Source organism: Pseudoxanthomonas sp. PXM01 (genome assembly GCF_014851815.1).
Lineage (GTDB): Bacteria > Pseudomonadota > Gammaproteobacteria > Xanthomonadales > Xanthomonadaceae > Pseudoxanthomonas_A.
Map to the genome: position 1 here is coordinate 1074892 of NZ_JACVAJ010000001.1, position 22617 is coordinate 1097508.

The 22617-nt window shown below is 64.3% G+C and carries 19 protein-coding genes and 1 tRNA gene; 4 read left to right on the plus strand and 16 right to left on the minus strand.

Annotation, left to right across the window (positions count from 1 at the left end):
• The first annotated feature begins 277 nt into the window (after nucleotides 1-277).
• Together katG and IB230_RS04865 are read left to right on the plus strand one after the other, a co-directional pair.
• Nucleotides 278-2524: a catalase/peroxidase HPI gene (katG, locus tag IB230_RS04860; protein ID WP_192269382.1), complete on the plus strand. Its 2247-nt coding sequence runs from the start codon at nucleotides 278-280 to the stop codon at nucleotides 2522-2524.
• Between the two features lie 158 nt (nucleotides 2525-2682).
• Nucleotides 2683-3297: a DUF937 domain-containing protein gene (locus tag IB230_RS04865; RefSeq protein WP_192269386.1), complete on the plus strand. Its 615-nt coding sequence runs from the start codon at nucleotides 2683-2685 to the stop codon at nucleotides 3295-3297.
• Between the two features lie 65 nt (nucleotides 3298-3362).
• On the opposite strand, the gene IB230_RS04870 is transcribed toward IB230_RS04865, so the two are convergent.
• The 8 genes from IB230_RS04870 to ffh all read right to left on the minus strand — a co-directional run bounded on the left by IB230_RS04870 (nucleotide 3363) and on the right by ffh (nucleotide 8739).
• The gene (locus tag IB230_RS04870; protein WP_192269389.1) at nucleotides 3363-3764 is read right to left on the minus strand and encodes an RNA-binding S4 domain-containing protein; all 402 of its coding nucleotides are present in this window, start codon (nucleotides 3762-3764) and stop codon (nucleotides 3363-3365) included.
• Between the two features lie 22 nt (nucleotides 3765-3786).
• Entirely contained in the window at nucleotides 3787-4056 is a 270-nt protein-coding gene (locus IB230_RS04875) for a hypothetical protein (protein WP_192269392.1), read from the minus strand.
• Nucleotides 4057-4161: 105 nt separating this feature from the next.
• Nucleotides 4162-4563 (minus strand): 50S ribosomal protein L19, encoded by a 402-nt coding sequence (rplS, locus tag IB230_RS04880; protein ID WP_192269395.1) that lies wholly within the window; start codon nucleotides 4561-4563, stop codon nucleotides 4162-4164.
• 149 nt (nucleotides 4564-4712) lie between these two features.
• Complete coding sequence (gene trmD, locus IB230_RS04885) at nucleotides 4713-5471, minus strand: tRNA (guanosine(37)-N1)-methyltransferase TrmD (protein WP_192269398.1); 759 nt, start codon at nucleotides 5469-5471, stop codon at nucleotides 4713-4715.
• A 63-nt stretch (nucleotides 5472-5534) separates the two neighbouring features.
• The gene (rimM, locus tag IB230_RS04890; RefSeq protein WP_192269401.1) at nucleotides 5535-6062 is read right to left on the minus strand and encodes a ribosome maturation factor RimM; all 528 of its coding nucleotides are present in this window, start codon (nucleotides 6060-6062) and stop codon (nucleotides 5535-5537) included.
• Between the two features lie 38 nt (nucleotides 6063-6100).
• Nucleotides 6101-6355, minus strand: coding sequence for a 30S ribosomal protein S16 (gene rpsP, locus IB230_RS04895; protein ID WP_062353216.1), 255 nt, complete (start codon nucleotides 6353-6355; stop codon nucleotides 6101-6103).
• Between the two features lie 106 nt (nucleotides 6356-6461).
• Nucleotides 6462-7262 carry an aminotransferase class IV family protein gene (locus IB230_RS04900; RefSeq protein ID WP_192269405.1) on the minus strand — a complete coding sequence of 267 codons (801 nt, stop codon included), beginning with the start codon at nucleotides 7260-7262 and terminating at the stop codon, nucleotides 6462-6464.
• A 106-nt stretch (nucleotides 7263-7368) separates the two neighbouring features.
• Complete coding sequence (ffh, locus tag IB230_RS04905) at nucleotides 7369-8739, minus strand: signal recognition particle protein (protein WP_162339050.1); 1371 nt, start codon at nucleotides 8737-8739, stop codon at nucleotides 7369-7371.
• Nucleotides 8740-8865: 126 nt separating this feature from the next.
• Here ffh and ccsA point away from each other — a divergent pair, with 126 nt between their 5' ends.
• Nucleotides 8866-9657 (plus strand): cytochrome c biogenesis protein CcsA, encoded by a 792-nt coding sequence (gene ccsA / locus IB230_RS04910; protein ID WP_192269408.1) that lies wholly within the window; start codon nucleotides 8866-8868, stop codon nucleotides 9655-9657.
• A gap of 65 nt (nucleotides 9658-9722) precedes the next feature.
• On the opposite strand, the gene radA is transcribed toward ccsA, so the two are convergent.
• The 5 genes from radA to IB230_RS04935 all read right to left on the minus strand — a co-directional run bounded on the left by radA (nucleotide 9723) and on the right by IB230_RS04935 (nucleotide 17996).
• Nucleotides 9723-11111, minus strand: coding sequence for a DNA repair protein RadA (radA, locus tag IB230_RS04915; protein ID WP_192269411.1), 1389 nt, complete (start codon nucleotides 11109-11111; stop codon nucleotides 9723-9725).
• A gap of 104 nt (nucleotides 11112-11215) precedes the next feature.
• Nucleotides 11216-11291: transfer RNA gene (locus tag IB230_RS04920), tRNA-Thr, on the minus strand.
• Between the two features lie 273 nt (nucleotides 11292-11564).
• The gene (locus IB230_RS04925) at nucleotides 11565-11963 is read right to left on the minus strand and encodes an Imm10 family immunity protein (RefSeq protein WP_192269415.1); all 399 of its coding nucleotides are present in this window, start codon (nucleotides 11961-11963) and stop codon (nucleotides 11565-11567) included.
• Between the two features lie 11 nt (nucleotides 11964-11974).
• Nucleotides 11975-17008 carry an RHS repeat-associated core domain-containing protein gene (locus IB230_RS04930; protein ID WP_192269418.1) on the minus strand — a complete coding sequence of 1678 codons (5034 nt, stop codon included), beginning with the start codon at nucleotides 17006-17008 and terminating at the stop codon, nucleotides 11975-11977.
• Nucleotides 17009-17465: 457 nt separating this feature from the next.
• Complete coding sequence (locus IB230_RS04935; protein ID WP_192269421.1) at nucleotides 17466-17996, minus strand: hypothetical protein; 531 nt, start codon at nucleotides 17994-17996, stop codon at nucleotides 17466-17468.
• Nucleotides 17997-18119: 123 nt separating this feature from the next.
• On the opposite strand from IB230_RS04935, the gene IB230_RS04940 reads away from it, so the two are divergent.
• On the plus strand, nucleotides 18120-18446 hold the full coding sequence (locus IB230_RS04940) for a DUF2834 domain-containing protein (protein ID WP_192269424.1): 327 nt from the start codon (nucleotides 18120-18122) through the stop codon (nucleotides 18444-18446).
• Nucleotides 18447-18713: 267 nt separating this feature from the next.
• Here IB230_RS04940 and IB230_RS04945 read toward each other — a convergent pair whose 3' ends face one another.
• The 3 genes from IB230_RS04945 to IB230_RS04955 all read right to left on the minus strand — a co-directional run bounded on the left by IB230_RS04945 (nucleotide 18714) and on the right by IB230_RS04955 (nucleotide 22267).
• Nucleotides 18714-19196, minus strand: a complete 483-nt coding sequence (locus IB230_RS04945) for a hypothetical protein (protein WP_225589197.1) — start codon at nucleotides 19194-19196, stop codon at nucleotides 18714-18716.
• A gap of 481 nt (nucleotides 19197-19677) precedes the next feature.
• Complete coding sequence (locus tag IB230_RS04950) at nucleotides 19678-20007, minus strand: hypothetical protein (RefSeq protein ID WP_192269427.1); 330 nt, start codon at nucleotides 20005-20007, stop codon at nucleotides 19678-19680.
• A 235-nt stretch (nucleotides 20008-20242) separates the two neighbouring features.
• Nucleotides 20243-22267 (minus strand): DUF11 domain-containing protein, encoded by a 2025-nt coding sequence (locus IB230_RS04955; RefSeq protein ID WP_192269430.1) that lies wholly within the window; start codon nucleotides 22265-22267, stop codon nucleotides 20243-20245.
• Between the last annotated feature and the right edge of the window lie 350 nt (nucleotides 22268-22617).

Below are 22617 nucleotides of genomic sequence, written 5' to 3' on the forward strand. Positions count from 1 at the left end.
GCTTGCGATGGCGCGACGCACCATTGAAAGACACTATCGAAGTCTTCGCCAAAAACGATTTTCATTGATCGTTCGCACTGCCTAGTCTGGTCGCCATCCGCCAACGCCCTCGAAGGACGTCAGCCATGCGAATCGCCGCGTTGCCGATCTGCCGGCACATCCCCCTTCTCATCTGACGGCGCGCGACCGACCTCGTTGCGCGCGGCATCGCCTTGCAGCCTCTCCGTTCCAGTCCATCCATTCCCACCCACACCCGACGGCCAAAGGAAGGAAACCCATGACCACCGAATCGAAGTGCCCGTTCCACCAGACCGCTGGCGGCGGCACCGGCAACCGCGACTGGTGGCCCAACCAGCTGCGCGTGGACCTGCTGAACCAGCACTCCTCGCGTTCCAATCCGCTGGCGGGCGACTTCGACTACGCCGAGGCCTTCAACAAGCTGGACTACCACGCACTGAAGAAAGACCTGCGTGACCTGATGACGGACTCGCAGGACTGGTGGCCGGCCGACTTCGGGCACTACGGTGGTCTCTTCATCCGCATGGCCTGGCACAGCGCCGGCACCTACCGCATCGGCGACGGGCGCGGCGGTGGCGGACGCGGCCAGCAGCGCTTCGCGCCGCTCAACAGCTGGCCAGACAATGTCAGCCTGGACAAGGCGCGCCGCCTGCTATGGCCGATCAAGCAGAAGTATGGCCAGGCCATCTCGTGGGCCGACCTGATGATCCTGGCCGGCAACGTGGCGCTGGAAACGATGGGCTTCCGCACCTTCGGTTTCGGTGGTGGCCGCGAGGATGTGTGGGAACCCGACCAGGACGTGTACTGGGGTCGCGAAACGACATGGCTGGGTGGCGACATCCGCTACGCGCACGGTTCGGAAGGTGTCGAGAAGCCGGGCGACAAGGGCGTGCTGGTCTCCGATGACGATGCTGACGGCGACGTGCACTCGCGCCGGCTGGAGAACCCGCTCGCCGCCGTGCAGATGGGCCTGATCTACGTGAATCCGGAAGGCCCGGACGGCAACCCCGATCCGCTGCTCGCAGCGAAAGACATCCGCGACACCTTCGGTCGCATGGCCATGGACGACGAGGAAACCGTCGCCCTGATCGCCGGTGGCCACACCTTCGGCAAGACCCACGGCGCCGGCCCGGCCGACAACGTGGGCGCCGAGCCCGAAGCCGACGAACTCGAAGCGCAGGGCTTCGGCTGGCACAACAAGTTCGGCAGCGGCATGGGCGGCGACACCATCACTTCCGGCATCGAAGTGACGTGGACACAGACACCGACGCTGTGGAGCAACAAGTTCTTCGAAAACCTGTTCGGCTTCGAGTGGGAACTCGAGAAATCGCCGGCCGGCGCCCACCAGTGGGTGGCGAAGGATGCGCCGGAAGACGTGCCGTTTGCGCACGACAAGACGAAGAAGCAGCGTCCGAAGATGCTGACCACCGACCTCTCGCTGCGCTTCGACCCGATCTATGGCCCGATCTCCAAGCGCTTCCTGGAGAACCCGCAGGCGTTCGCCGAAGCCTTCGCGCGTGCCTGGTTCAAGCTGACCCATCGCGACATGGGTCCGCGCGTGCGCTACCTCGGCCCGGAAGTGCCGAAGGAAGAACTGGTGTGGCAGGACCCGCTGCCGAAGGCGGACTACGCACAGATCGATGCCGGTGACGTCGACGCGCTGAAGCAGAAGATCGCCGCCTCCGGCCTGTCGGTCGCCGAACTCGTGTCGACCGCCTGGGCATCGGCCTCGACGTTCCGCGGTGGCGACAAGCGCGGCGGCGCCAACGGTGCGCGCATCCGCCTGGCTCCGCAGAAGGACTGGGCGGTCAACCAGCCCGAGCAACTGGCGAAGGTGCTGAAGGCGCTGGAGCGCATCCAGATGGAGTTCAACCTGGACGCGACCGGCGGCAAGAAAGTCTCGCTGGCCGACCTGATCGTGCTGGCCGGTGGTGTAGGTGTCGAACAGGCGGCGAAGGCCGGTGGACACGCCATCACCGTTCCGTTCCGCGCAGGCCGCACCGACGCGCGCGCCGACCAGACCGATGTCGAATCGTTCGCCGTGCTGGAACCGGTCGCGGATGGTTTCCGCAACTACCTCAAGGGTCGCTCGGCGGTGCCTGCGGAACACCTGCTGGTGGATCGCGCGCAGTTGCTGACGCTCACCGCCCCTGAGATGACCGCGCTGGTCGGTGGCCTGCGCGTGCTCGGCACGAACGCGGACGGCAGCAAGCACGGCGCGTTCACCGCCACGCCCGGCACGCTGAGCAACGACTTCTTCGTCAACCTGCTCGACATGGGCACCGAGTGGAAGGCGACCGGGGCGAACAGCTACGAGGGCCGCGACCGCAAGAGCGGCGACGTGAAGTGGACCGGCACGCGTGCCGACCTGGTGTTCGGTTCCAACTCGGTGTTGCGTGCGCTCGCCGAGGTCTACGCCAGTGCCGACGGCAAGGACAAGTTCGTGAAGGACTTCTCGGCGGCCTGGGTGAAGGTCATGGAGCTGGACCGCTTCGACCTGCGCTGACTTCCCTGCTGGACGGACCCGGCGCCGCATGTCCCCTCGGGCATGCGGCGCCTTCGTTTCCGCCGGTCGGGCGACCACTAATGTGAGTCGGAGCGCGCACGGATTGGCGCTAGCATGATGTGCCGTTTCCCCAATGCGTCCAGGAGGACGAACGCACCATGAGCAACGCTTCCCTCGCCGAAGATCTCTTCGCCCAACTGCAGGGCGCGCCGCTACAGCAGGTGTCGCAGCAACTGGGTATCGGACAGATGCAGGCCTCAAGTGCCGTCGGCGCCGCACTGCCGTTGCTGCTGGGGGCGCTGGGCCGCAATGCCGCACAGCCGCAGGGCGCGGAAGCCCTGTTCGGCGCCCTGCAGCGCAACCACAACGGTCTGGATATCGGCAGCGTGCTGGGCGCGGTGCTCGGCGGAGCGGCGTCGCCCCAAGCCAATGGCGCCGGCATCCTGGGCCATGTCTTTGGCGGGCAGCAGAACCGTGCCGAACTGGGCCTGGGCCAGGCGACCGGCCTGGGCGGTGAACGCGCCGGCCAGTTGTTGAAGATCCTGGCCCCCATCGTGCTCGCCTTCCTCGCCCAGCGCATGAGCCAGGGCAGCGCACAGAACAATCCGCTGGGGCTGGCCGAAGTGCTGGGGCAGGAGCAGCGCCAGGTACAGCAACAAGGGGGTCTGGGCGGCGGACTGCTGGGTGCCGTGCTGGACCAGGATGGCGATGGCCAGTTGGGCCTGGGCGACATCCTCAAGATCGGCAGCGGCATGTTCGGCGGCGGACGCTGATCCGGTCGCCTGCACCAGGAAGAAAAAGAAGGGCGCCACGGCGCCCTTCTTCTTTTCTGCGATCCCTACAGCGCGTCGATGTCGCCCAGCGCGCGGATCAGCCGACGTGCCCGCTTGTCCGGGCGCGATTGCGGCGCCTGGTAGCCCGCGCGTTCCGCCTGCCGCGCCGCCAGTGCCGCAGCACGACGCGCACGCGAGGCCTCCGACTCCACGTACAAGGCCTGCGCCACGGGCGCCGAGCCGCGCTTGTCGCTGAGCCCGCGGACTTCGATCTCGAACACGTCATCGCCCCGCGTCACCGCCAGCGTGTCGCCCACGCGCACCGCGCGCGAAGACTTCGCGCGCTGCCCGGCCACGTCGACCTTGCCGGTCTCGATGGCCTGCTTTGCCAGGCTGCGCGTGCGGAAGAAACGGGCCGCCCAGAGCCACAGATCGAGGCGGACGGAAGCGTCGGTGGATTCGGTCATCGGAACACAGAGAACAGTTGCCTCAAGGCAGGCGCGAGGGAACGACGGGAAACGGCAGTTCGACCTTGTGGTCGTACGCGCGCTGGCATGCCTTGGACATGTGGAAGTCGCGTGCCGCCCGTCGCTGGGTCGGCGTGGCGTCCTTCGGCATCGGCTGCGATGCCGCGGCCCGGGCCTCGTCGGCGCACCAGGCGAACGGCGCGGAGACTGGCGGATCGTTCGCTGCCATCGGATCGCTGGCACAAGCAGCCAGCAACAGGACTGCCAAAGACAGGACTCGCGTGAGGTACATGGCGCTCTCCGTAGCCGTTAGCGCAAGTCTGCACCGAAATGCATGGGACGGAAACGCGAACGGCCACCCGAAGGTGGCCGTCCGTGCGACGCGCTTCTGCCGGAATTACTCGGCGGCAGCGGCGGCGGCAGCCTGACGGGCGACCTTGGCGGCGGCGTTGGCGGCCAGGTCTTCCTTGATGCGGGCAGCCTTGCCTTCCAGGTCGCGCAGGTAGTACAGCTTGCCGGCGCGGACCTTGCCGCGGCGCTTCACTTCGACCGAGTCGATCGAGGCGCTGTGGGTCTGGAAGACGCGCTCGACGCCGTAACCGTGCGAGATCTTGCGGACGGTGAAGGCCGAGTTCAGGCCGGCGTTCTTCTTGGCGATGACGACGCCTTCGTACGCCTGCACGCGCTCGCGGTTGCCTTCCTTGACCTTCACGTTGACGACCACGGTGTCACCGGGGCCGAACGCGGGCAGCTCGCGCGTGATCTGGGAGGCTTCGAATTCCTGGAGGAGCTTGCTCATGTTGGCACCAATGCTTGTATGCGTGATCGTGTCTTGCGACAGCGGAAAACTGATGCAGTCGCCGGATTGCGCTGCACGATATTCTTATGGGATCCCGGGCGAGAACCGCCCAAGGGTCGCGCATTCTACCGGATTCCCGGCCGGGCTGGCTACCCCGCCCCGCCCTCGCCCGTTTCCTGGTCCCGGAAGGCTGTCAGCAGCGCCTTGTCGGCCTTCGAGAGACTGCCCTCGTCCAGCAGGTCCGGCCGCCGCCGTGCGGTCCGGCCCAGCGACTGCTGCCGGCGCCAACGGGCGATGGCGGCGTGGTCCCCGGAGCGAAGGACCGCCGGCACGTCGCCCAGCGGGTGGGACGACGGGTGGGTGAAATGGGGGCAATCCAGCAGGCCATCGCCCTCGAAACTGTCCTGCACGGCCGAATCGGCATCGTTCAGCGCACCGTCCTGCAGCCGGCCCACCGCGTCGATGACCACCGCCGCAGCCAGCTCGCCGCCCGACAGCACGTAGTCGCCGATGGACAGTTCCTCGTCCACGTGGGCCTTCAGGAAACGCTCGTCCACGCCTTCGTAGCGACCGCACAGCAGGATCATCCGCGGCAATGCCGCCAGCTCGCGCGCCTTCTTCTGGGTCAGCGGCGCGCCTTGCGGACTCATGTAGATCACGGGCGCCGGAGCCGGATCCGCCCCGCGCACCGCCGTCAGGCAGGCCAGCAAGGGCTCGACCATCATCACCATGCCGGGGCCGCCACCGAACGGGCGGTCGTCCACGCGCCGGTAGCCACCGCTGGCGTAATCGCGCGGATTCCATCCATGCAGCGACAGCAGCCCGCGCTCCTGCGCACGCCCGACCACCCCCACGGCGGCGGCCTGGGCGATGAAATCGGGAAACAGGGTCATCACGTCGATACGCATGGCGATCGGCTGGAACTCGGTGAAGGTGCAGGGTAACCGCCACGGCGGTCGCCTGCGGAACGGCTAGAACTCGGGGTCCCAGTCGACGGTGACCACGCCGGCCTCGAAATCCACCGAGCGCACGTAGTCGGGTTCGACGAACGGGATCAGCCGCTCACGATCCCCGCGCGCGACGAGTACGTCGTTGGCGCCGGTCGAAAACAGGTGCGAGACAGTGCCGAAATCAGCGCCGTCGACATGAATGACGCGCAGGCCTTCCAGATCGACCCAGTAGAACTCGCCGGCACTCGGCGGGGGCAATGCGGAGCGCGGGACGAAGATTTCCTGCCCGTGCATGGCCTCCACCTGGTCGCGGTCTTCCACGCCCGGCAGCGTCGCCACCAGATGCTTGCCCGAGGCCTTGCCACGCGCGCCACTCAGCTCGCGCTCGACGCCGGCGGCATCGCGCAGGGTCCACGGCTGGTAGCGGAAGATCGCCTCGCGCGGCTCCGTCCAGGATTCGATCTTGATCTGGCCACGCACACCAAAAGCGCCCAGAAGCCTTCCCAGCAGAATCATCTTCTGCGGGGTCGGTGGGCGCTCGGTGTTCATGCGTAAGGTAGGCCGCGCGATCTGCGCGGCCGAAGCCATCAGGCCGCCGGAGCAGCCTTGACTTCCTTGTACAGGTTGCGGACCTTCTCGGTCAGCTGCGCACCGTTGCCGACCCAATGGTCGACACGGGCGATGTTGAGTTCAACGCGCTTCTCGGCACCAGCGGCGACCGGGTTGTAGAAACCCACGCGCTCGATGTTGCGGCCGTCACGCGCGCTGCGCGAGTCGGTGACGATGATGTGGTAGAAGGGGCGCTTCTTCGCGCCGCCGCGGGTGAGACGGATCTTGACCATGGTGTTTTCCAGTGTTGCCCAGTCGCCAGAATGGCGAGGTAAGCCGGCTATTCTAAGCCATTGAATCGCTCAGGAAAACCCACCCCGGTTTCCGAGCCTTCGGAGGTCAGGCCAGCGGCTCCCACGGCACGCCATCCAGCGCGGCGTTGAGGCGGGCCATGAGGGCGATATCAGCACCCCATGCGACGGCATCCACGCCGACGACCGGCTGCAAGCCACTGGCATTGCAGGCAAATCCGGCCCGGAACGCGCCCAGATCCGGCACACCCACCCGCGCGGCACGCTGCGGGATGCCCGCCCGGTCCAAGCCGGCCTGGAGCAGCCGTTCGGCCGTCCCCCGCAAGGCCGGGCCCTCCGGCCACACGACGGACTGGCCATCCCACAGGCCCAGGTTCCAGATCGACCCCTCGACCACCTGCCCCGCCGGATCGACGAACAGCGCGTCGTCGTAGCCGTCGGCCAGCGCCTGCCGGCGGTAGTGGAACAGCGGGAACGTACCCACATGCTTGTACTGCGGAAGCGGGCGGACGAACGGATAACTCTTCACCCGCAGCGCCGGCTTGTCCGGCGAGGAGGCGGGCGACAGCGTCACCAGCACATCGGGCGTCACGCTGCGCGACGGGTCGCGGTAATCGAACTGCGTGGAGAACACGGTGATGCGCACCGACGCATCGCGCATGCCGGCCCCGGCGAGAGCCCGCGCGGCAAGCTGCAACGCGCCGTCGCCGTCCAGCTGTGTGCCGAAGAGCGCCAGCGTCGCCTCCTGCAGACGCTGCACGTGCAGCGCACGCCCCTGCACCGCGCCATGGCGCACCTGCATCGACGTGAAGTGACCGTAGTTGGTCAAGGCCAGCGCACGCAGGTCGTCGGCGCTGGCGGGGCTGCCGTTGAGGAAGGCCGAGGTCATGCGGGCCGGATCTCCGCTTCGGTCGAATGTGGGAGCGACGTAAGTCGCGATGAGCGGAGACACGATCGCGACTTGCGTCGCTCCCACAGGATAGAACAGCGGAGGCTCAGCGGAACGGCATGCCGCCGCGACCACCCATCATGCTCTTCATGTTGCGCATCATGCCCTTCATGCCGCCGCCAGCCAGCTTGCCCATCATCTTTTCCATCTGCTGGTACTGCTTCATCAGCTTGTTGACGTCGGCCGGCGTCAGGCCCGCGCCCTTGGCGATGCGGGCACGGCGCGAGCCGTTGAGCAACGCCGGGTTGCGGCGCTCCTTCTTCGTCATCGAGTTGATGATGGCGATCATGCGCGGCACTTCCTTGCCCTGCTGCACCTGCTGCTTCACGTGCTCGGGAATCTGGCCCATGCCCGGCAGCTTGTCCATCAGGCCGCTGATGCCGCCCATGTTCTGCATCTGCTCCAACTGGTCGCGCATGTCGTTGAGGTCGAACTTCTTGCCCTTGATGACCTTCGCGGCCAGCTTCTCGGCCTTCTCGCGGTCGACGTTCTGTTCGACCTGCTCCACCAGCGACAGCACGTCGCCCATGTCGAGGATGCGGTTGGCCACGCGCTCGGGGTGGAAGACATCCAGGCCGTCGGGCTTCTCGCCCACGCCGATGAACTTGATCGGCTTGCCGGTGATGTAACGCACCGACAGCGCCGCGCCACCGCGCGCATCGCCGTCGGTCTTGGTCAGCACCACGCCGGTCAGCGGCAGTGCCTCGCTGAAGGCCTTGGCGGTGTTGGCCGCGTCCTGGCCGGTCATGGCGTCGACGACGAACAGCGTCTCCACCGGCTTGACCGCGGCGTGCAGCGCCTTGATCTCGGCCATCATGGCCTCGTCGATCGCCAGGCGGCCGGCGGTATCGACCAGCAGCACGTCGACGAAGGACTTCTTTGCATCGTCGATGGCGGCACGGACGATGGCTTCGGGCTTCTGGCCCGCGTCGGACGGGAAGAACAGCACGTCGACCTGCTGCGCCAGCGTCTTCAGCTGCTCGATGGCGGCCGGACGGTAGACGTCGGCACTGACCACCATGACCTTCTTCTTGCGCTTCTCGCGCAGGTGCTTGGCCAGCTTGCCGACCGTGGTGGTCTTGCCGGCACCTTGCAGGCCGGCCATCAGGATGACGGCGGGCGCGGGCACGTTGAGGTTCAGGTCGCTGGCCTGCGAGCCCATCACCGCGGTCAGCTCATCGCGGACGACCTTGATCAGTGCCTGGCCGGGAGTCAGCGACTTCAGCACTTCCTGGCCGACCGCGCGCACCTTGATGCGCTCGATCAGCGCCTGCACCACCGGCAGGGCCACGTCGGCCTCCAGCAGCGCGATGCGTACTTCGCGGGTCGCCTCGCGGATGTTCTCCTCGCTCAGGCGGCCGCGGCCGCGCAGGCGCTCGATGGTGCCGGAGAGTCGCTGGGTCAGGGATTCGAACATGAGAGCGGGCAGGACCAGGGAAAACGGACGGCGATTATAGCGGCCCCGCCAGCGACCTCCGTTGCACGCGCATCACGGCCGCGAGCGCCCCTGCGCCGGCGCCGTCCGCTGTGCGACACTTCCCCGATGGCAATCATTCTCATCGCCGTCGCCCTCTATCTGCTGGCCGCCGGCCTGGTGGTCCGTTCCGTCACCCGCGACACCGGCGATGCGCCGCGCCCCTGGGCCTGGCCGGCCCTGGCGGCGGTGGTATTGCATGGCACCTACCACCTGCTGGTCGCCTGGCGCACGCCGGGCGGGCCGGACATGCATTTCTTCGCCGCGCTGTCGCTGGTGTCGCTGGGCATGGCGGCGATGACGCTGCTGGTCGCGGTCCGCGGCCGGATGGCGGCCCTAGGCGTGGTCGCCTTCCCGCTGGCCTCCCTGATGCTGACGCTCTACCACGTCTACGGGCACCAGACGTCGGTCGGGCTGGACTGGCGCGTGCAATTGCACGCCTGGCTGGCCCTGCTGGCGTATGCCGCGCTGGCGATCGCCGCGCTGCTGGCGGTGATGCTGTCGGCGCAGGAGCGTGCGCTGCGCCGGCGCGAGTTCCATGTGTGGCTGCGCGCCCTGCCGCCACTGACGGAGCTGGAAGACCTGCTGTTCCGCACGATCACGGTCGGCTTCATCCTGCTGACCGCCACGCTGCTGACCGGCGTGCTGTTCGTCGAGAATTTCCTGGTCCAGAAGCTCACCCACAAGACCGTACTGAGCGTGCTGTCGTGGCTGACCTTCGGCGCCCTGCTGATCGGCCGCTGGCGCTACGGCTGGCGCGGCGCCAAGGCCGTGCACTGGACGCTCACCGCGATGGTGCTGCTGTTGCTGGCGTTCTTCGGCAGCAAGTTCGTCTACGAGATGGTGTTGAGGCGCGGTTGATTCACACCCGGGGGAGCGACGTAAGTCGCGACTGACATCGCTCCCACAACATCGGCAGCAGCGCCCTACTCCGCCGCCGCTTCCAGCGCCTGCGACAACCGCTCCACCGCCACCACTTCCAGGCCCTTGAACGTGCCCGACTTCGGCGCATTGCCTTTGGGCACGATGGCACGCTTGAAGCCATGCGTGGCCGCTTCGCGCAGGCGCTCTTCGCCGTTGGGCACCGGCCGGATCTCGCCGGACAGACCCACTTCGCCGAAGGCCACGGTCTTCTCGGCCAGCGGGCGGTCGCGCAGCGAGGACAGCACGGCCAGCAGTACCGGCAGGTCGGCCGCAGTTTCCTGCACGCGGATGCCGCCGACGACATTGACGAACACGTCCTGGTCGCCCACCACCACGCCGCCGTGCCGGTGCAGCACGGCCAGCAGCATCGCCAGGCGGTTCTGTTCCAGACCCACCGCCACGCGGCGCGGGTTGGACAGCGGCGAGCTGTCGACCAGCGCCTGCACTTCCACCAGCAGCGGACGCGTGCCCTCGCGGGTGACCATCACGCAGCTGCCGGGCTGCTGGGCGCTGCCGGACAGGAAGATCGCCGACGGGTTGGGCACTTCCTTCAGGCCCTTCTCGCCCATCGCGAATACACCCAGCTCGTTGACCGCGCCGAAGCGGTTCTTGAAGGCGCGCAGCACGCGGAAGCGGCTGCCGCTCTCGCCTTCGAAATACAGCACGGCGTCGACCATGTGTTCCAGCACGCGGGGGCCGGCGATGCCGCCTTCCTTGGTCACGTGGCCGACCAGGAACACGGCGGTGCCGGTCTCCTTGGCATAGCGCACCAGCCGGGCGGCGCTCTCGCGCACCTGGCTGACGGAACCGGGCGCGGCGGTCAGCGATTCGGTCCACAGGGTCTGCACGGAGTCGGCGACGATCAGCTTGGGCCGGGCGACGGAGGCGTGCTGCAGGATGCTCTCGATGCCGGTCTCGGCCAGCGCCTGCAGGTTGTCCAGCGGCAGGTCCAGGCGTACGGCGCGGCCGGCGACCTGGGCCAGCGACTCCTCGCCAGTGACGTACAGGGCCGGCAGGCTGGCCGACATGCGGGCCAGCGCCTGCAGCAGCAGGGTGGACTTGCCGATGCCGGGGTCGCCACCGACCAGCACCACGGCGCCTTCGACCAGGCCACCGCCCAGCACGCGGTCGAATTCGCCGATGCCGGTGGTCACGCGCGCCTCTTCGCTGTGGCGGACGTCCTTCAGGGCGGTGATCTTGGGGGCTTCGGCCTTGCCGGCCCAGCCGGAACGACGGGCGGCGGCGGGTGACCCGGCCGCGGCCTCCAGCACGATCTCGCTGAGCGAGTTCCAGGCGCCGCAGTCGGCGCACTGGCCCTGCCACTTGCTGTGCTCGGCCCCGCATTCGGTGCAGACGTAGGCGGTACGGGACTTGGCGGAGGTCTTGGCCACGGGGAACCTGTCGTAGAAGCGAGCGGCTACTGTATCGGCCCGCCGTCTCCGCGGGCGAGACCCGGAAAAAACAAAGCCCCGCCGAAGCGGGGCCTTGTCACGACTGGTGCCGGAAATAGGAATCGAACCTACGACCTACGCATTACGAATGCGCCGCTCTACCAACTGAGCTATTCCGGCGGAGCCGCGAATTTTAGGGGCTGGGGTGGGGGCTGGTCAATGCGGGGGTGTTGGGGGTTGGCTGGTAAGCCGCTGGGAAGCCGAGGTGTGGGGTGCGGGGTTCGGGGCTCAACTCGACGCATGGCCCTGCGGCAACGACAAGTGCCGCAAGGCGGGCATTGTCTTTATCAGTTAGGGCGTCGTTTTCTGAACCCGGCTTTCCGCGTCGCATGCTTCGAGTTTGACAAGCCAAGGGATTCTTCCACGCTCCTCCATCACCCCAAAAAAGCGCCGTTACCTCAGCTTTAGCTCCCCAGCCCTAAAGTCTGAGAACGATCGGCACATCCTTCTGAGCATCGTGGAAAGCTCATCAAGTCCGTCTAACTCAGGATCAAAGCTGACGGTGAAAACCCGATCCGCGCCTAGCGCTTCAGCCGCCTCCTGATAGAGCTCTATTCTTAGCTCATTGGCAAACATTTTTATTGACTCTATGCCGGCATAGGCTGAGCAGGACTCCTCGCTTAAAGTTATGTGTACGTCATCCTGCCCAAGTTCGACATCCTCTTTGGTGGGCGCAGAAGCTTTCTGCAGAAGAAGATACTGCCTTGTTTCGTATTGATCATCAGCCAACCCCGCCATCAGAACACCATCGTTCTCACCGGAGTAAGCAAACCTTGCAATGAATCTTTTCATTAAGTTCCCAACTATTTAGTTTTCCACCGCTCGGTTTTTCCATTCTCACGCCATTGGTACTGAATTTTTACACCTTTTGTCTCTGCAGCCTCATTCATCTTCCCTTTACAAGAAGGGCATGGAGCTCGTTGTCCGGTAATCGTCATAGACTCTCCCGGCTTCATCGGAGTTTGTACGGCCCTTGCCTCCGTGTGAGAAGCCAGCGTGTTCTGAGGAAATCCAAGCTTCTTCTCGGCATCAGTCATGTTACCGCTTACTTCTCGATGATGCGAAACGATGTTCCCATCTTTGTCACGAACGGTCACATTCGCATTGTGCCGCCCCGGCTCAACACCTTTGGGACCTGTCCTTGAAACAGACTCATCCAGCCTACGCAAGCTCAGCCCAAGATACGGTCCCACAACCGGCGTCATAGCTACTGCAGTTGCAGTTATTTGTATTGCTATAGGTTCAAACGGCGCAAAGGATTCCGGATTTCTTGCATAAGCCTCCCCAAATTGCTCAGCCGCCCTCTCCTGCCGACCATCCGGGTCAACAAACCTATACGGATTGTTCGCCGCGTACTTGTAGCGGTTGAACATCCCCACCGGATCGCTGTGCGCCGTCACCGGATCCACTGACAGGAACAAACCCACCTGGGAATCGTAGTAGCGCTGCTGCATGTAAGTCAGCTTGGTAGCCGCATCCTGTACATGCCCGGTGTAGCCGATGCCTTGGTAGTTCGGCTTTCCGATCACCGCACCATAAGGCTCGTAATCATTGCGCTCGATGACCGTACCGGCCTGATTGGTTACGGCAATCGGGCTGCCAAGCGCATCGGTGTGATAAAACTTCGCGGAGCTGCTACTTGACGCGTACGACCACGCCCTGCTTGCGACATTGCTGCCTGCGAAGTAGATGTGCTCGCGACCCTCGCCTACCCGGTAGTCTTCCTCGTACATGAGCTTTCCCGATTGGGAGTACATGGAGAGGATGTTGTTCGTTGACACGGGGTCCCAAGCCAGCACTCGGCGACCATGACCGTCATAGCGGTAGTGCTCCTTACCTGTTACAACACGCAACCGATTGCCGTAATCGAACTTGTACTCCTGCCCGTTCTTGTTGTTGACGTTACCTTGAGGGTCATAACCAAAGCCTACAACTGTGGCTCCGCTGCTGTTTCGGATAAGACCCAGCTGATTTCGACCGTCGTACACGTAGGACGCGTAGTCCTTTACCCCTGCCAACTTCCAGGACGTGATGTTGTCCAGCGCGTCGTAAGTAAAGCGATGCCAGTGATCGCCCCCAAAACTTCCGGAACCGGCCGACGTCAGGCGATCCAGCCCGTCGTACCCCATGTAGCGATTGCGCACGGCCCATGCCAGATGTCCACCGGCCTGGACATCCGTTATGGACTCGACGTTACCGTTGGCGTCATAAGCGTACCGCTCATGCAGCACCCCTCCGCTGGACACGACGTCCTTTGGCAACAGCCGTGCGTTCTGCGACATCGAATGCAGGATGCCGTTGCCATAGGTGAACTGCTTCAACGCACCATTGGGGTAATAACTAGCGCCTGACGCGTAGTAGTACCCCGATTGATCACGCGCCTGCGTCGCCTGTCCGAGCGCATTTGGCGCGTAACTGATAGCAAGGCCGGTCGGATACGTTTGCGTGGAAAGGTTGCCGTTAGCGTCGTAAGCGTAACCAAGACCCCATGTGTACCAGCCCAACTGGGTCGAACTCTCCCCCGTAAGCATCCGGCGTTTGTTGTACGCGTAGGTATTCTCGACGATCCCTGCGTTCAATCCGTCGTTGTGCGTCGTGATCTTGTACGGAAGACCGTCCGCCCAGTACTCCCATGCCTGGTTTCCGCTGCCTCCGGGAAAGGTCAGTGTCTTCAGCCGATTACGTGCGTCGTAACTGCGGTTCACGCGACGCCCCGAGTTCCAGGCATCAGTGAGACTGCAGTCCGTGAGAGACGCGAAGCTGCCTCCGTTCAGTCCTCCTGCATTCCAGCCAAGATTGCCCGCCCCGTCGTAATCCATCACCGTGACACCGGTTTCAGGCTCGATCGTCTTGCAGAGCGTCTGGAAGTCCGGGCGATAGACGTAATGCCGATCCACCGACAGGCTTCCACTGGCGTTCCCCTTACGGATGCGCTTGGGCTTGCCAAAGATGTCACGCGTGATGTCAACGACGGAGCGCTCTGGTCTATCTCGCGCCATGTCGATCAACACGGGGGCATCGTAGACAGGCTGATCGAACATCTGATGACGCGTGAGCGTCTGTACGCCACGAGGGTTCGTAACGAGCGTATACAGGCCAAGGTTGTCGATGCCGTAGCTGGTCAACGTGGTCAACAGACCGAGTTCGCTGTCCTGAGAGGACGATGTAATCCGACCCAATGCGTCATAGAAGCTGTGAACGCCCAGAGCATTAGGCGTAAGCGCTGGATTGGCCCACGTGTTGTAAACACTCGGATCCAGATTCCGCTGCGGATAAGAAGTGAAGTAGGTTCGACCATCCTGATCATATCGGTTGATGAGCTGGGATATAGTCCCGTTTAGGTCCGCCGCGTCATACGTTTCCGTGACGACAGGTCGCCAGAGCGCATCCATCATGACCACTTTACGACTGTTGCCTGTCTGGATGACCTGCCTCCAATGGCCCGCTGGCAGTCCGTAGACTGGTGTTGGCGATGGAGCGAACGAGAGCGTGGTTGTAGTCCAGCCCACGGTATCGCCAGTTGGATACACGATACTGGCCAGTCGACCCATCGCATCGTGGGTATAGTTGGTAGTGAATCCATTTTCGTCCGTCACGGATGCGATCCAGCCACTATCGATGACAAACGCCGACTCTGTAGCGCCCGCAGTCGCTTCCGGCGTCGCGGGATGCTTGATCGTTTGCGGTATGCCGCGCTTCCAGTTTGAGAGCGTGATGACATTGTTGTTGCCATCCTTGACTGTCGCCACCGTACCGTCGGCGTTGTAGGTCAAGGTTTGCATCAACTTGCCGAACGCCTTATGCGTTACAGGCCGCGCCATGGTGTCGTAACCGGTTTCCGATGCCAGAAAGCCGTTGATCACTCGATTGGCCACCTGACCCATGACCCATCGATTCGTGTTGTCGTGATAGGTCGTCACCTCGGTCTTTGCCACACTTCCGGCCATCGTATTGGACAGCGTGACGCTCACCGGTCGAGCGTGAACATCGAACGTGTTGACCTGGCGCACGAACGCGACGGCCGGCACGCCTGGTGAACTTGACGATGTCGTCGTCGACATAAGCGCAACCGGGCCACCCGGAAGCGCCATGGGATCGACACAGGTATACGTTGGTGGCTGGGGCTCGCACGCCGGAGGGCCGGGATCGCCCGGGTTCGGCGGATTGGGCGTCGAGGGAGGCGGCACGTACTCCACGGGTCCGGCGATGTAGCCATCCTGGAGAATCGTCGTCTTCTTTACCGGTCGGTTGTAGCCCGTCGTGTAGTCGAATGCACCATGCAGAACGCCGATCTCCTTTGGGAACGGCATGGCGCCAGCCTCGGCAGTCGTCACGTACTCAGTAAGTTCAGCACGGGCGATCTTGTTGTCCGCTTGTCTCCGGTACTTGCCGAGCAGCTGTCCATCGTTGAAGTTGAACAGGACTCCGAAGACATACTCGTCCTTCGTGCCATCCGGATTGGTGACCCATACCGACTTTTCTTCGTCGCACGTGGTGCAGTGAAAGCCACCGTAGTTCGCGCGCCCCGTCAATGGATCCCCATACGTGTACTGCCACTGCATCGTCTGCAGGCCGGGACCGGAAATCTGCTTGGTCGCCAATGCGAAGTTGTAGAAGTAGTCCGGTATCGCCAAGCTCCAGTGCTGGACGCCGCCGATAACGGCTTCGAGCACACACGCGGTCGCTGGCGTACCACTGATTCCGTGCCGTTGATAGGCAAAAGCGAAGTTCCCTACCGCACCTGACGGATGAGTCGCCACCAAACCGAATCCACCATGATTCGGTAGCGGCTCGATGCAGCGCATGTCGCCTGTCGCGCTGTCCTGGATGATGGGGTCGAGTTGCAGCGTCCCCTGATACTGGTACTGCCATCGCGACAGGTCGGGCAGCGTCACGCTCGTCAGCGCCTTGGCGCGCGGATGGATACTGAAATACTGACTGGCCGAGTAGGCGTACTGCCACTCACGGCCATGCGCGGTTGCCTTGGTGATCCGGCCGTCGGTGTAGGTGAGATCGATCACGCGCTGGTCGCTGGAGGAAATCTTGACCAGCCGATCACCCTGATAGGTGTAATCGACGTAGTTTCCGAAGCGGTCTTCAACGCGTGTGGCCACAAGATAGATCTTGAACCGATTGGCGGCCACTTCACCCCAGCCGGCAGCGGATTTCCTGATTACGCCACCTGCTCGCTCGATGGCGTAATTGAAGAAGTACTTGACGCCGGCGCTGTCGACGCCGATGAACCCTTCGCCCCCGTAGTTCAGCATGCTCGTGCAACGGAATCGCATCTGATCCCGGGTGTTCCAGTAGTAGCTTTGGCCATCCGTCGGCTGTGGATTGCCCACAACGCCATTCCACATCATTGTCTGGCTGCCACGGCCCGGCACGTGCACTTGTGTACCGGTCCAGATATCGCTCAGGCTGAATGGCGCGGGCACATCCGGGAAGAATGGCGCCGAACAACGCGGAAGCGGCTGCAGACCCGACTTGTCCCACTTGCCGCCTGCCGGAAACACGCCGGTGATATAGGGGACCTCGATGTCCCACGCACCGAAGCCACCGAGACTGTCTGCGTCGTTCCGCAGCTCGACCTTGAAGGTTCGCCCCAGCCTTACCGGCAGGCTGTTGTTGCCAGGGATATCGATGTCCGACACCGTGAACCCGGTGCTGCCGTTGTAGAGGCCTACGTCGTCTCCGAACAAGTCCGAACTGAGCGGACTGATCATCTCGTTCGCTTTGACCAGCCGGTCATATTCCTGATACGGCGTTGTCTGGGCCAACGCAGAGATAGACAACAGCGCAGCCGAAGCCGCCAAGATCAGTCGCGCGATCCTCATCCTTCGCTCCATTCCAGCCCATTGCAGGCCAGAGGTCCTTGCGTCCACCACCCCGGTGGGACACCCCGTGCGACGAAACTTACTCCAACAAACATGCGCGAAGAAGCGCCAAATAAGGTAAACGTACGTACTTGATGCGTTTGACCGATTTCGCCCCTGAGCCGCATTGGATTGCCCAAGCGTGATGTCGCCAAGCCTGGCAACCTGCACTTCGCCCTGTATGGAGTGCCCCTACTCCACGCTTACGGATCAAGCACTATCGGACCGCTCCAACGCCCCTGCCCTACTCGAGTGACTTCCCTTAAGCCGGCACCGACGAGTCTGGGAATGTGTGGGCTGCGGCCCTGACATCACCCCTTGCTGGGATGAACCCCATACCGCACCGATCGCTACCTGCCGCGGTCCTGCACTCTCAGCACTATCGGTGCGTCAGGCAAGACAGAACGCTGGCTGCGCTCTAGCGGTCGCCTGCTGCTTTAGCTTCGCCCTGACAAGCTGCGTTGTCAGCGGCTAACTGCGCCATTCGGTTGATCTTGTCATCGGGAACCTTGTCGATGTCATCCCCGAAAGAGGCGAGTTCTTTGGCAATGTCATCACACGACGGCTTGAACTGGCCCTTACCCGCTTTTGGCTTCTGCTCGACCGGGGCACCACCCACATTGCCGACCAAGACGGTGACACCGCCGCGATGCTGGGAGATCACAGACACCCGATAGGTGAACTGTCGTCCATCGCAGCCCACGATGGTCCAGTGTTCTTCGTCGCCATCTTCGCCTTCGGCACGCACTGAGCCGACCGGCTGCTTGTACTTGCAGTCCGGATGCTGGAAGTCGTGCCACTGCGCAACGTCGCGCAGGACGTTCGGAATCTGGGCGTTGGGTACGGCAGTGTCCCGGTACTCCTGCGCCTGTGCGTGGAAGACCGCACCGACAGCCAGTGTCAAACCAATGGCCCAACGGGCGGACATGATGCTTGCCGTCTTACGCATGGAATCCCCTCCTTGCCCCGAGACGCCGGCAGCGTAACCAACGAGGGGAGACCTGCCAACAGGGCCTGGGCAGTATCCTAGTGACGCCTTTTCCAGCACCACCCCGGCCACAACGGAGTTCCGATGCAGCTGATCTACCTTGTGCTTTGCGTCATCGGAGCGGCCTTGCCCCTGTCCCAGTTCATCCCATGGTTGTCTGCCAACGGGATCAACATGCCCTTGTTGCTCCAGCAGGCGATAGCAACCCGGGTGTCTGCTTTTGCGTGGGCTGACGTGCTGGTGTCGGGGATCGCGGTACTGCTGTTCATTGCCGTAGAGGGGCGGAGGCTCGCCATGCCTCGCCTGTGGATTCCTGCGGCATGCATGCTGGTGGGCCCATCTCTGGCATTGCCCGGCTTCCTGCTGATGCGAGAGCGCCATCTTGCGGCTGCGCCGCCGCAGTCTGCGTGACCAGGCTACATACGATGGCCGCATGGACGACGAACCCATGGGCTAGACCTACGTGGAGCGCTACGACCAGCATTTGCTGAAGGTCGACGGACGAGAGGTAGCCCTGATTTCGTGTTGGAGGTACGTGCGCTCGCCCCAACTTATGCGGCGGCGACCGATGCGGCCTGACGCCTGGCGCGCGCGCTTCGTTGCAGCGGCAGCACGGACCCAGAACGGCCCCGCATCGCGGGGCCGTTCCGTTCCATCCAACATTCCACTACCGACGGACTAGTCCGACTGAGGTCCCGCAGGCACGTCATCCGCCGCCTGCGTACTGACGCGCCAGCGGCTGGCCAGGCTGCGGCGCGCTTCGTCCAGGCTCTTGCCCTTGCCGGCTACTTTCAGCGCGCCGTACACCTCCAGTGCGGCCACCATCTGGTCGCTACCCAGTGCCATCTCGGTGTCCATTGCCCGCTGGTAGAGATGCGCGATGCGAAGGATGCGCGGGCGCAACAGGTCCAGCGTCTGCTGGTCGCGCTGGAAGGCATCGATGTCGAAGTCGCGCGCCATGATGCCGCTGTGCTGCTGCGCCACGTTGAGCGCGGCGCGGCAGAAGGCTTCGGACTTCTCGCCCATCTTCATCAGGCCGCGCCGCTGCTCCGGCGTCAGCGAGATCAGGCCCGTCAGGCACGTTTCCATCTGCGTGATGGCCGCATCCAGCGGGTCGAGAAGCGTGCTGTCGATCGGCAGGTCCACGAGGTTCTGACTCATTGTCACTCCTTGATTCCATGTCAGGTGATGCCGCCGCTTCCGACGGCAGGTCCACGCTACCTCGTCGCCGGCACCCATCCAAGACGGTGACGAGGCGAAATGACTAACAATAGCGACGTATTCGTACGTATCGACGTCGCTGGGCATCGTCCGAAGCGCACGTATGTGAGACATCGACCCAGAAAGGTGCGCGCACACGGCACTGAAGTGAGATGACAAGGAAAGTTTCCTCGCATCGCGAGGTGTTCCTGTGAGACGACGAGGAACATTTCCTTGAGCGGCAACCTCACAGGGTCGACGGCAAGGAAATCCGCCTTGGCGTCGAGCCTTTCCGGGTCGAGGTGTCGAAGAAGGTATCCTTGCCGCCAAGGATTTCTGGTTCGGCCGCGAGGCTTCACTCGATGACGCCGAACCATCGTGGTGCACGGGGGAGTTTCAACGGTTCGACGGGGAGAAGTATTTGGCCGCATCCATGCGAGCCCTACCCGCCCACCGCGCGCTTCCTTCCACACGCCACGCACGTCCGGTACGCGCCGAAGCGTCCCTCGCGCTCACCTCCCAGCAATCCACCGCAGCTGCAGATCAGCGCATCGCCGGTCTCCCAGCGCATCAACCGGAGGCTCGCGAAGATCCCCAGCAGAACGGCGAGGCCCAACAGTCCATACGGTAGCCAGCGCAGCGCATCATCCAGCGCAGCCAGGTACGCCGACTGTCCCCATCCCGACAGCAACCACGTCGAAGCGAACGCCAGCAGCAGGCACGCCAGCGTCGGCAGGTACATCCTGAAAGCCATCCGGTGCATGCGCGTCATCGGTGATCCCCCTCGGTCCGTGATGGACAGTCTGGTCGGGGAGCGTCGCGCGGGATGAGACGACGGACGAGCGCATGCCGACATTCCATGGCGCACGACCATCCCTGCATGTCGGGGTTCGCAGGCTCACCCCAACCCATGCCGCAGGACAATCGATCTCTTCACCGGCGAAGATCCTGCGGCGACGACGGCGTGCTCTCCCCCGTCATCGCGACCGCGTCACCGACGGGCGGGTTCAGGGCTGCCCCGTTGCGGTCACCGTGCAAAGCAGCGTCGCGGTGACCTGCCCTCCCACGGGCAACGTCGGAATCACCATGCCGGCGCCCAGCAATGTGGACACGGGCACCGTGGCGGATGGACACGTCGCACCACCGGCGGCGGCACACGCGAACGTGGTGCCGGGCGTGGTGCAGTTCAGGCCGGGGCCTGGCGTATCGGTCAACACCGTCCCGGGGGCGGCCACCGGGCCGTTGTTGGTCACCACCAGCGTGTACGTCACCACGCCTCCGCTCGGCGTGGGATTCGGCGTGGCTGTCTTCAGTACCTGGATGTCCGCCCGTCGCAGCGTGTTGGTGAAGGTGCAGGTGACGTTCGCGCCCGCCACGGTGACCGCCGCATCCAGCACGACCTGCCGCGAGGCCAGGTTCGGCGTGGCGGTGCCACCCGTGGGCAGTCCGGTGCAGGTGATGTCGGTAAGCACGTAGTTCGCCGGCGGCGCACCTTCGGTGATCGTGGTCGCGGTGTTGGCCGCCGTCAGGATCTGCACCGCGCCGCTGACGGGCGTGCCGGCGGCGGCGGTGACCAGGGTCTGGTTTGCGATGCCGTTGCTGCCACTGAAGGTGAAGCTGTCGGTGCCGTTCACGCTGGTCTTGCGGATCGTCACCCGCGGGCGCGGGGTATTGCTGAAGGTGCAGGTCAGGTCGTCGCCCGCTGCAGGGGTCACGTTGAACGTCGTACCGCTGCCGCTCGGCGTCTGTCCACCCGGCCGCGTATTGGTGCAGGCATACGTCGTGGTGTAGTTGGCCAGCACCGCGCCGCCTGCCGCCGACTCGGACAGCGTGTACACGCTGTTCGCGGTGGGGGTAGCGTGCGTCACCACGCCGCTGGCGGTGCTACCGCTGCCGGTAGTGGTGACCGACGCCGGTGCGCCCGCGCCGGTGATGGACAGGGTGAACTGGTCGGCCGCCTGCATGCGGCCGCCCGGCAAGGCCTTCTGCAGACGCAGGGTCGTGCGTGCATTGGCGAACGTGCACGTCAACGCCGCGCCCGCCGCCGTGCTCGCCGCGGGAATCGTGTACGTGGCGCCGCTGCGGCTGCCGACGGAGTTGCCGGCGGCCGTGGTGCAGGCGGCGTCCACCACGCTCCAGCCCGACGGCAACGTGCTTTCGGTGATCGTGACGGCGCTGCCCGGGGTGGCCACGGTGAACGGCTGCATGCCGGTCGCGGTATTGCCGTCCACCTGCACCGGCGTGCCTGCCGCCGAGGTGGTCACCGTGCTGCCGGTGTTGCGTGTGGTGTTGGCCAGGGTGAAGGCGAAAGGACCGCCCGCGACAGGCTGGGTGACCTTGTACAGCGTGAGCGGCACGCTGCAGCCGTGCATCTGCGCGATGGTGTACGTCCCGTTTGCGTTGGGGTCCCAGTAGCGGAACTCGATCCGCGACACCTGGTAGCCCGTCAGGTCGATGTCCACCGTGCCCCGTCGTCCGTTGCTCAGCGCGTCGGTGCTGCCGTCGGGTGCCTGGAACAGGTTGGATCCTGCGTAAGACAGCAGCGAGTTGGCATAGAACGAATACATCGACGCTGTCAGCGTGATGAGCGCACCGTTCTGGTCGTAGGCGTTGACCCTCATCCTGTCGCCCGCATCCAGGTCGTGCAGGCGGAAGCTCAGATTGCCGACGGGCAGATACTGGCCGAGGTTGTCGGGATTGCGGAAATGCAGCGTAGTCTGGATGCGGTTGGCTTCGCTGCCGGTGTTGCCGGCACTGTGGCCGATGCGGATGCCCGGCTCACCGGTGTAGTGGTTGTCGCTGATGTCGTCGGTGGTGATGGCGCCGTTACCGAAGGTGGTGTTGTCCACTTGCACGCGGGACGTGCCCACATAGACGTTGTTGCCATTGATCACCGTCTCGCTGGAGCCGGCTTGCCCGTTGAGGGCAGCAAAGGACTGGTACGTCCCGAAACCGCATTGCTGCGCCAGCGCCGGCCCGGCGATGCCTGCCAGCGCGGCCACGGCCAGCATGCGGTACGCGGAGAGACTCATGACGTCACGCCTTCCGCACGCAGGTGCGCCGTGTGCGACACGCGGGCGGCATGCCCGTGCGTTGCCGTGACCGGCAAAGTGATTCGACGTTCCATTCGCTATCCCCTGTTGATCTGATGCGCCCGTGCCACCGCACGTGACGCGTATCGCGGGACGTCGCACCTACGTTCGTATGCGTATGCGTGACGTCGCGAGGGGATATTCGCGGTGGGCGCGATGCACAGGACATCGCACGCATCTGACCGCAGCGGCATCCGTCGCAGTTTCGACGGACAGAGCCGGCGTGTACGCGATGATCGCGGCAACGAGCGAGCGTCCGGCAACGACCTGCCGGATGCGGGATATGCGTG

Bases quoted from the DNA above. Each gene is read 5' to 3' on its own strand.
- katG (WP_192269382.1), top strand. From the start codon at position 278: ATGACCACCGAATCGAAGTGCCCGTTCCACCAGACCGCTGGCGGCGGC.
- IB230_RS04865 (WP_192269386.1), top strand. From the start codon at position 2,683: ATGAGCAACGCTTCCCTCGCCGAAGATCTCTTCGCCCAACTGCAGGGC.
- IB230_RS04870 (WP_192269389.1), bottom strand. From the start codon at position 3,764: ATGACCGAATCCACCGACGCTTCCGTCCGCCTCGATCTGTGGCTCTGG.
- IB230_RS04875 (WP_192269392.1), bottom strand. From the start codon at position 4,056: ATGTACCTCACGCGAGTCCTGTCTTTGGCAGTCCTGTTGCTGGCTGCT.
- rplS (WP_192269395.1), bottom strand. From the start codon at position 4,563: ATGAGCAAGCTCCTCCAGGAATTCGAAGCCTCCCAGATCACGCGCGAG.
- trmD (WP_192269398.1), bottom strand. From the start codon at position 5,471: ATGCGTATCGACGTGATGACCCTGTTTCCCGATTTCATCGCCCAGGCC.
- rimM (WP_192269401.1), bottom strand. From the start codon at position 6,062: ATGAACACCGAGCGCCCACCGACCCCGCAGAAGATGATTCTGCTGGGA.
- rpsP (WP_062353216.1), bottom strand. From the start codon at position 6,355: ATGGTCAAGATCCGTCTCACCCGCGGCGGCGCGAAGAAGCGCCCCTTC.
- IB230_RS04900 (WP_192269405.1), bottom strand. From the start codon at position 7,262: ATGACCTCGGCCTTCCTCAACGGCAGCCCCGCCAGCGCCGACGACCTG.
- ffh (WP_162339050.1), bottom strand. From the start codon at position 8,739: ATGTTCGAATCCCTGACCCAGCGACTCTCCGGCACCATCGAGCGCCTG.
- ccsA (WP_192269408.1), top strand. From the start codon at position 8,866: ATGGCAATCATTCTCATCGCCGTCGCCCTCTATCTGCTGGCCGCCGGC.
- IB230_RS04925 (WP_192269415.1), bottom strand. From the start codon at position 11,963: ATGAAAAGATTCATTGCAAGGTTTGCTTACTCCGGTGAGAACGATGGT.
- IB230_RS04930 (WP_192269418.1), bottom strand. From the start codon at position 17,008: ATGAGGATCGCGCGACTGATCTTGGCGGCTTCGGCTGCGCTGTTGTCT.
- IB230_RS04935 (WP_192269421.1), bottom strand. From the start codon at position 17,996: ATGCGTAAGACGGCAAGCATCATGTCCGCCCGTTGGGCCATTGGTTTG.
- IB230_RS04940 (WP_192269424.1), top strand. From the start codon at position 18,120: ATGCAGCTGATCTACCTTGTGCTTTGCGTCATCGGAGCGGCCTTGCCC.
- IB230_RS04945 (WP_225589197.1), bottom strand. From the start codon at position 19,196: ATGAGTCAGAACCTCGTGGACCTGCCGATCGACAGCACGCTTCTCGAC.
- IB230_RS04950 (WP_192269427.1), bottom strand. From the start codon at position 20,007: ATGACGCGCATGCACCGGATGGCTTTCAGGATGTACCTGCCGACGCTG.
- IB230_RS04955 (WP_192269430.1), bottom strand. From the start codon at position 22,267: ATGAGTCTCTCCGCGTACCGCATGCTGGCCGTGGCCGCGCTGGCAGGC.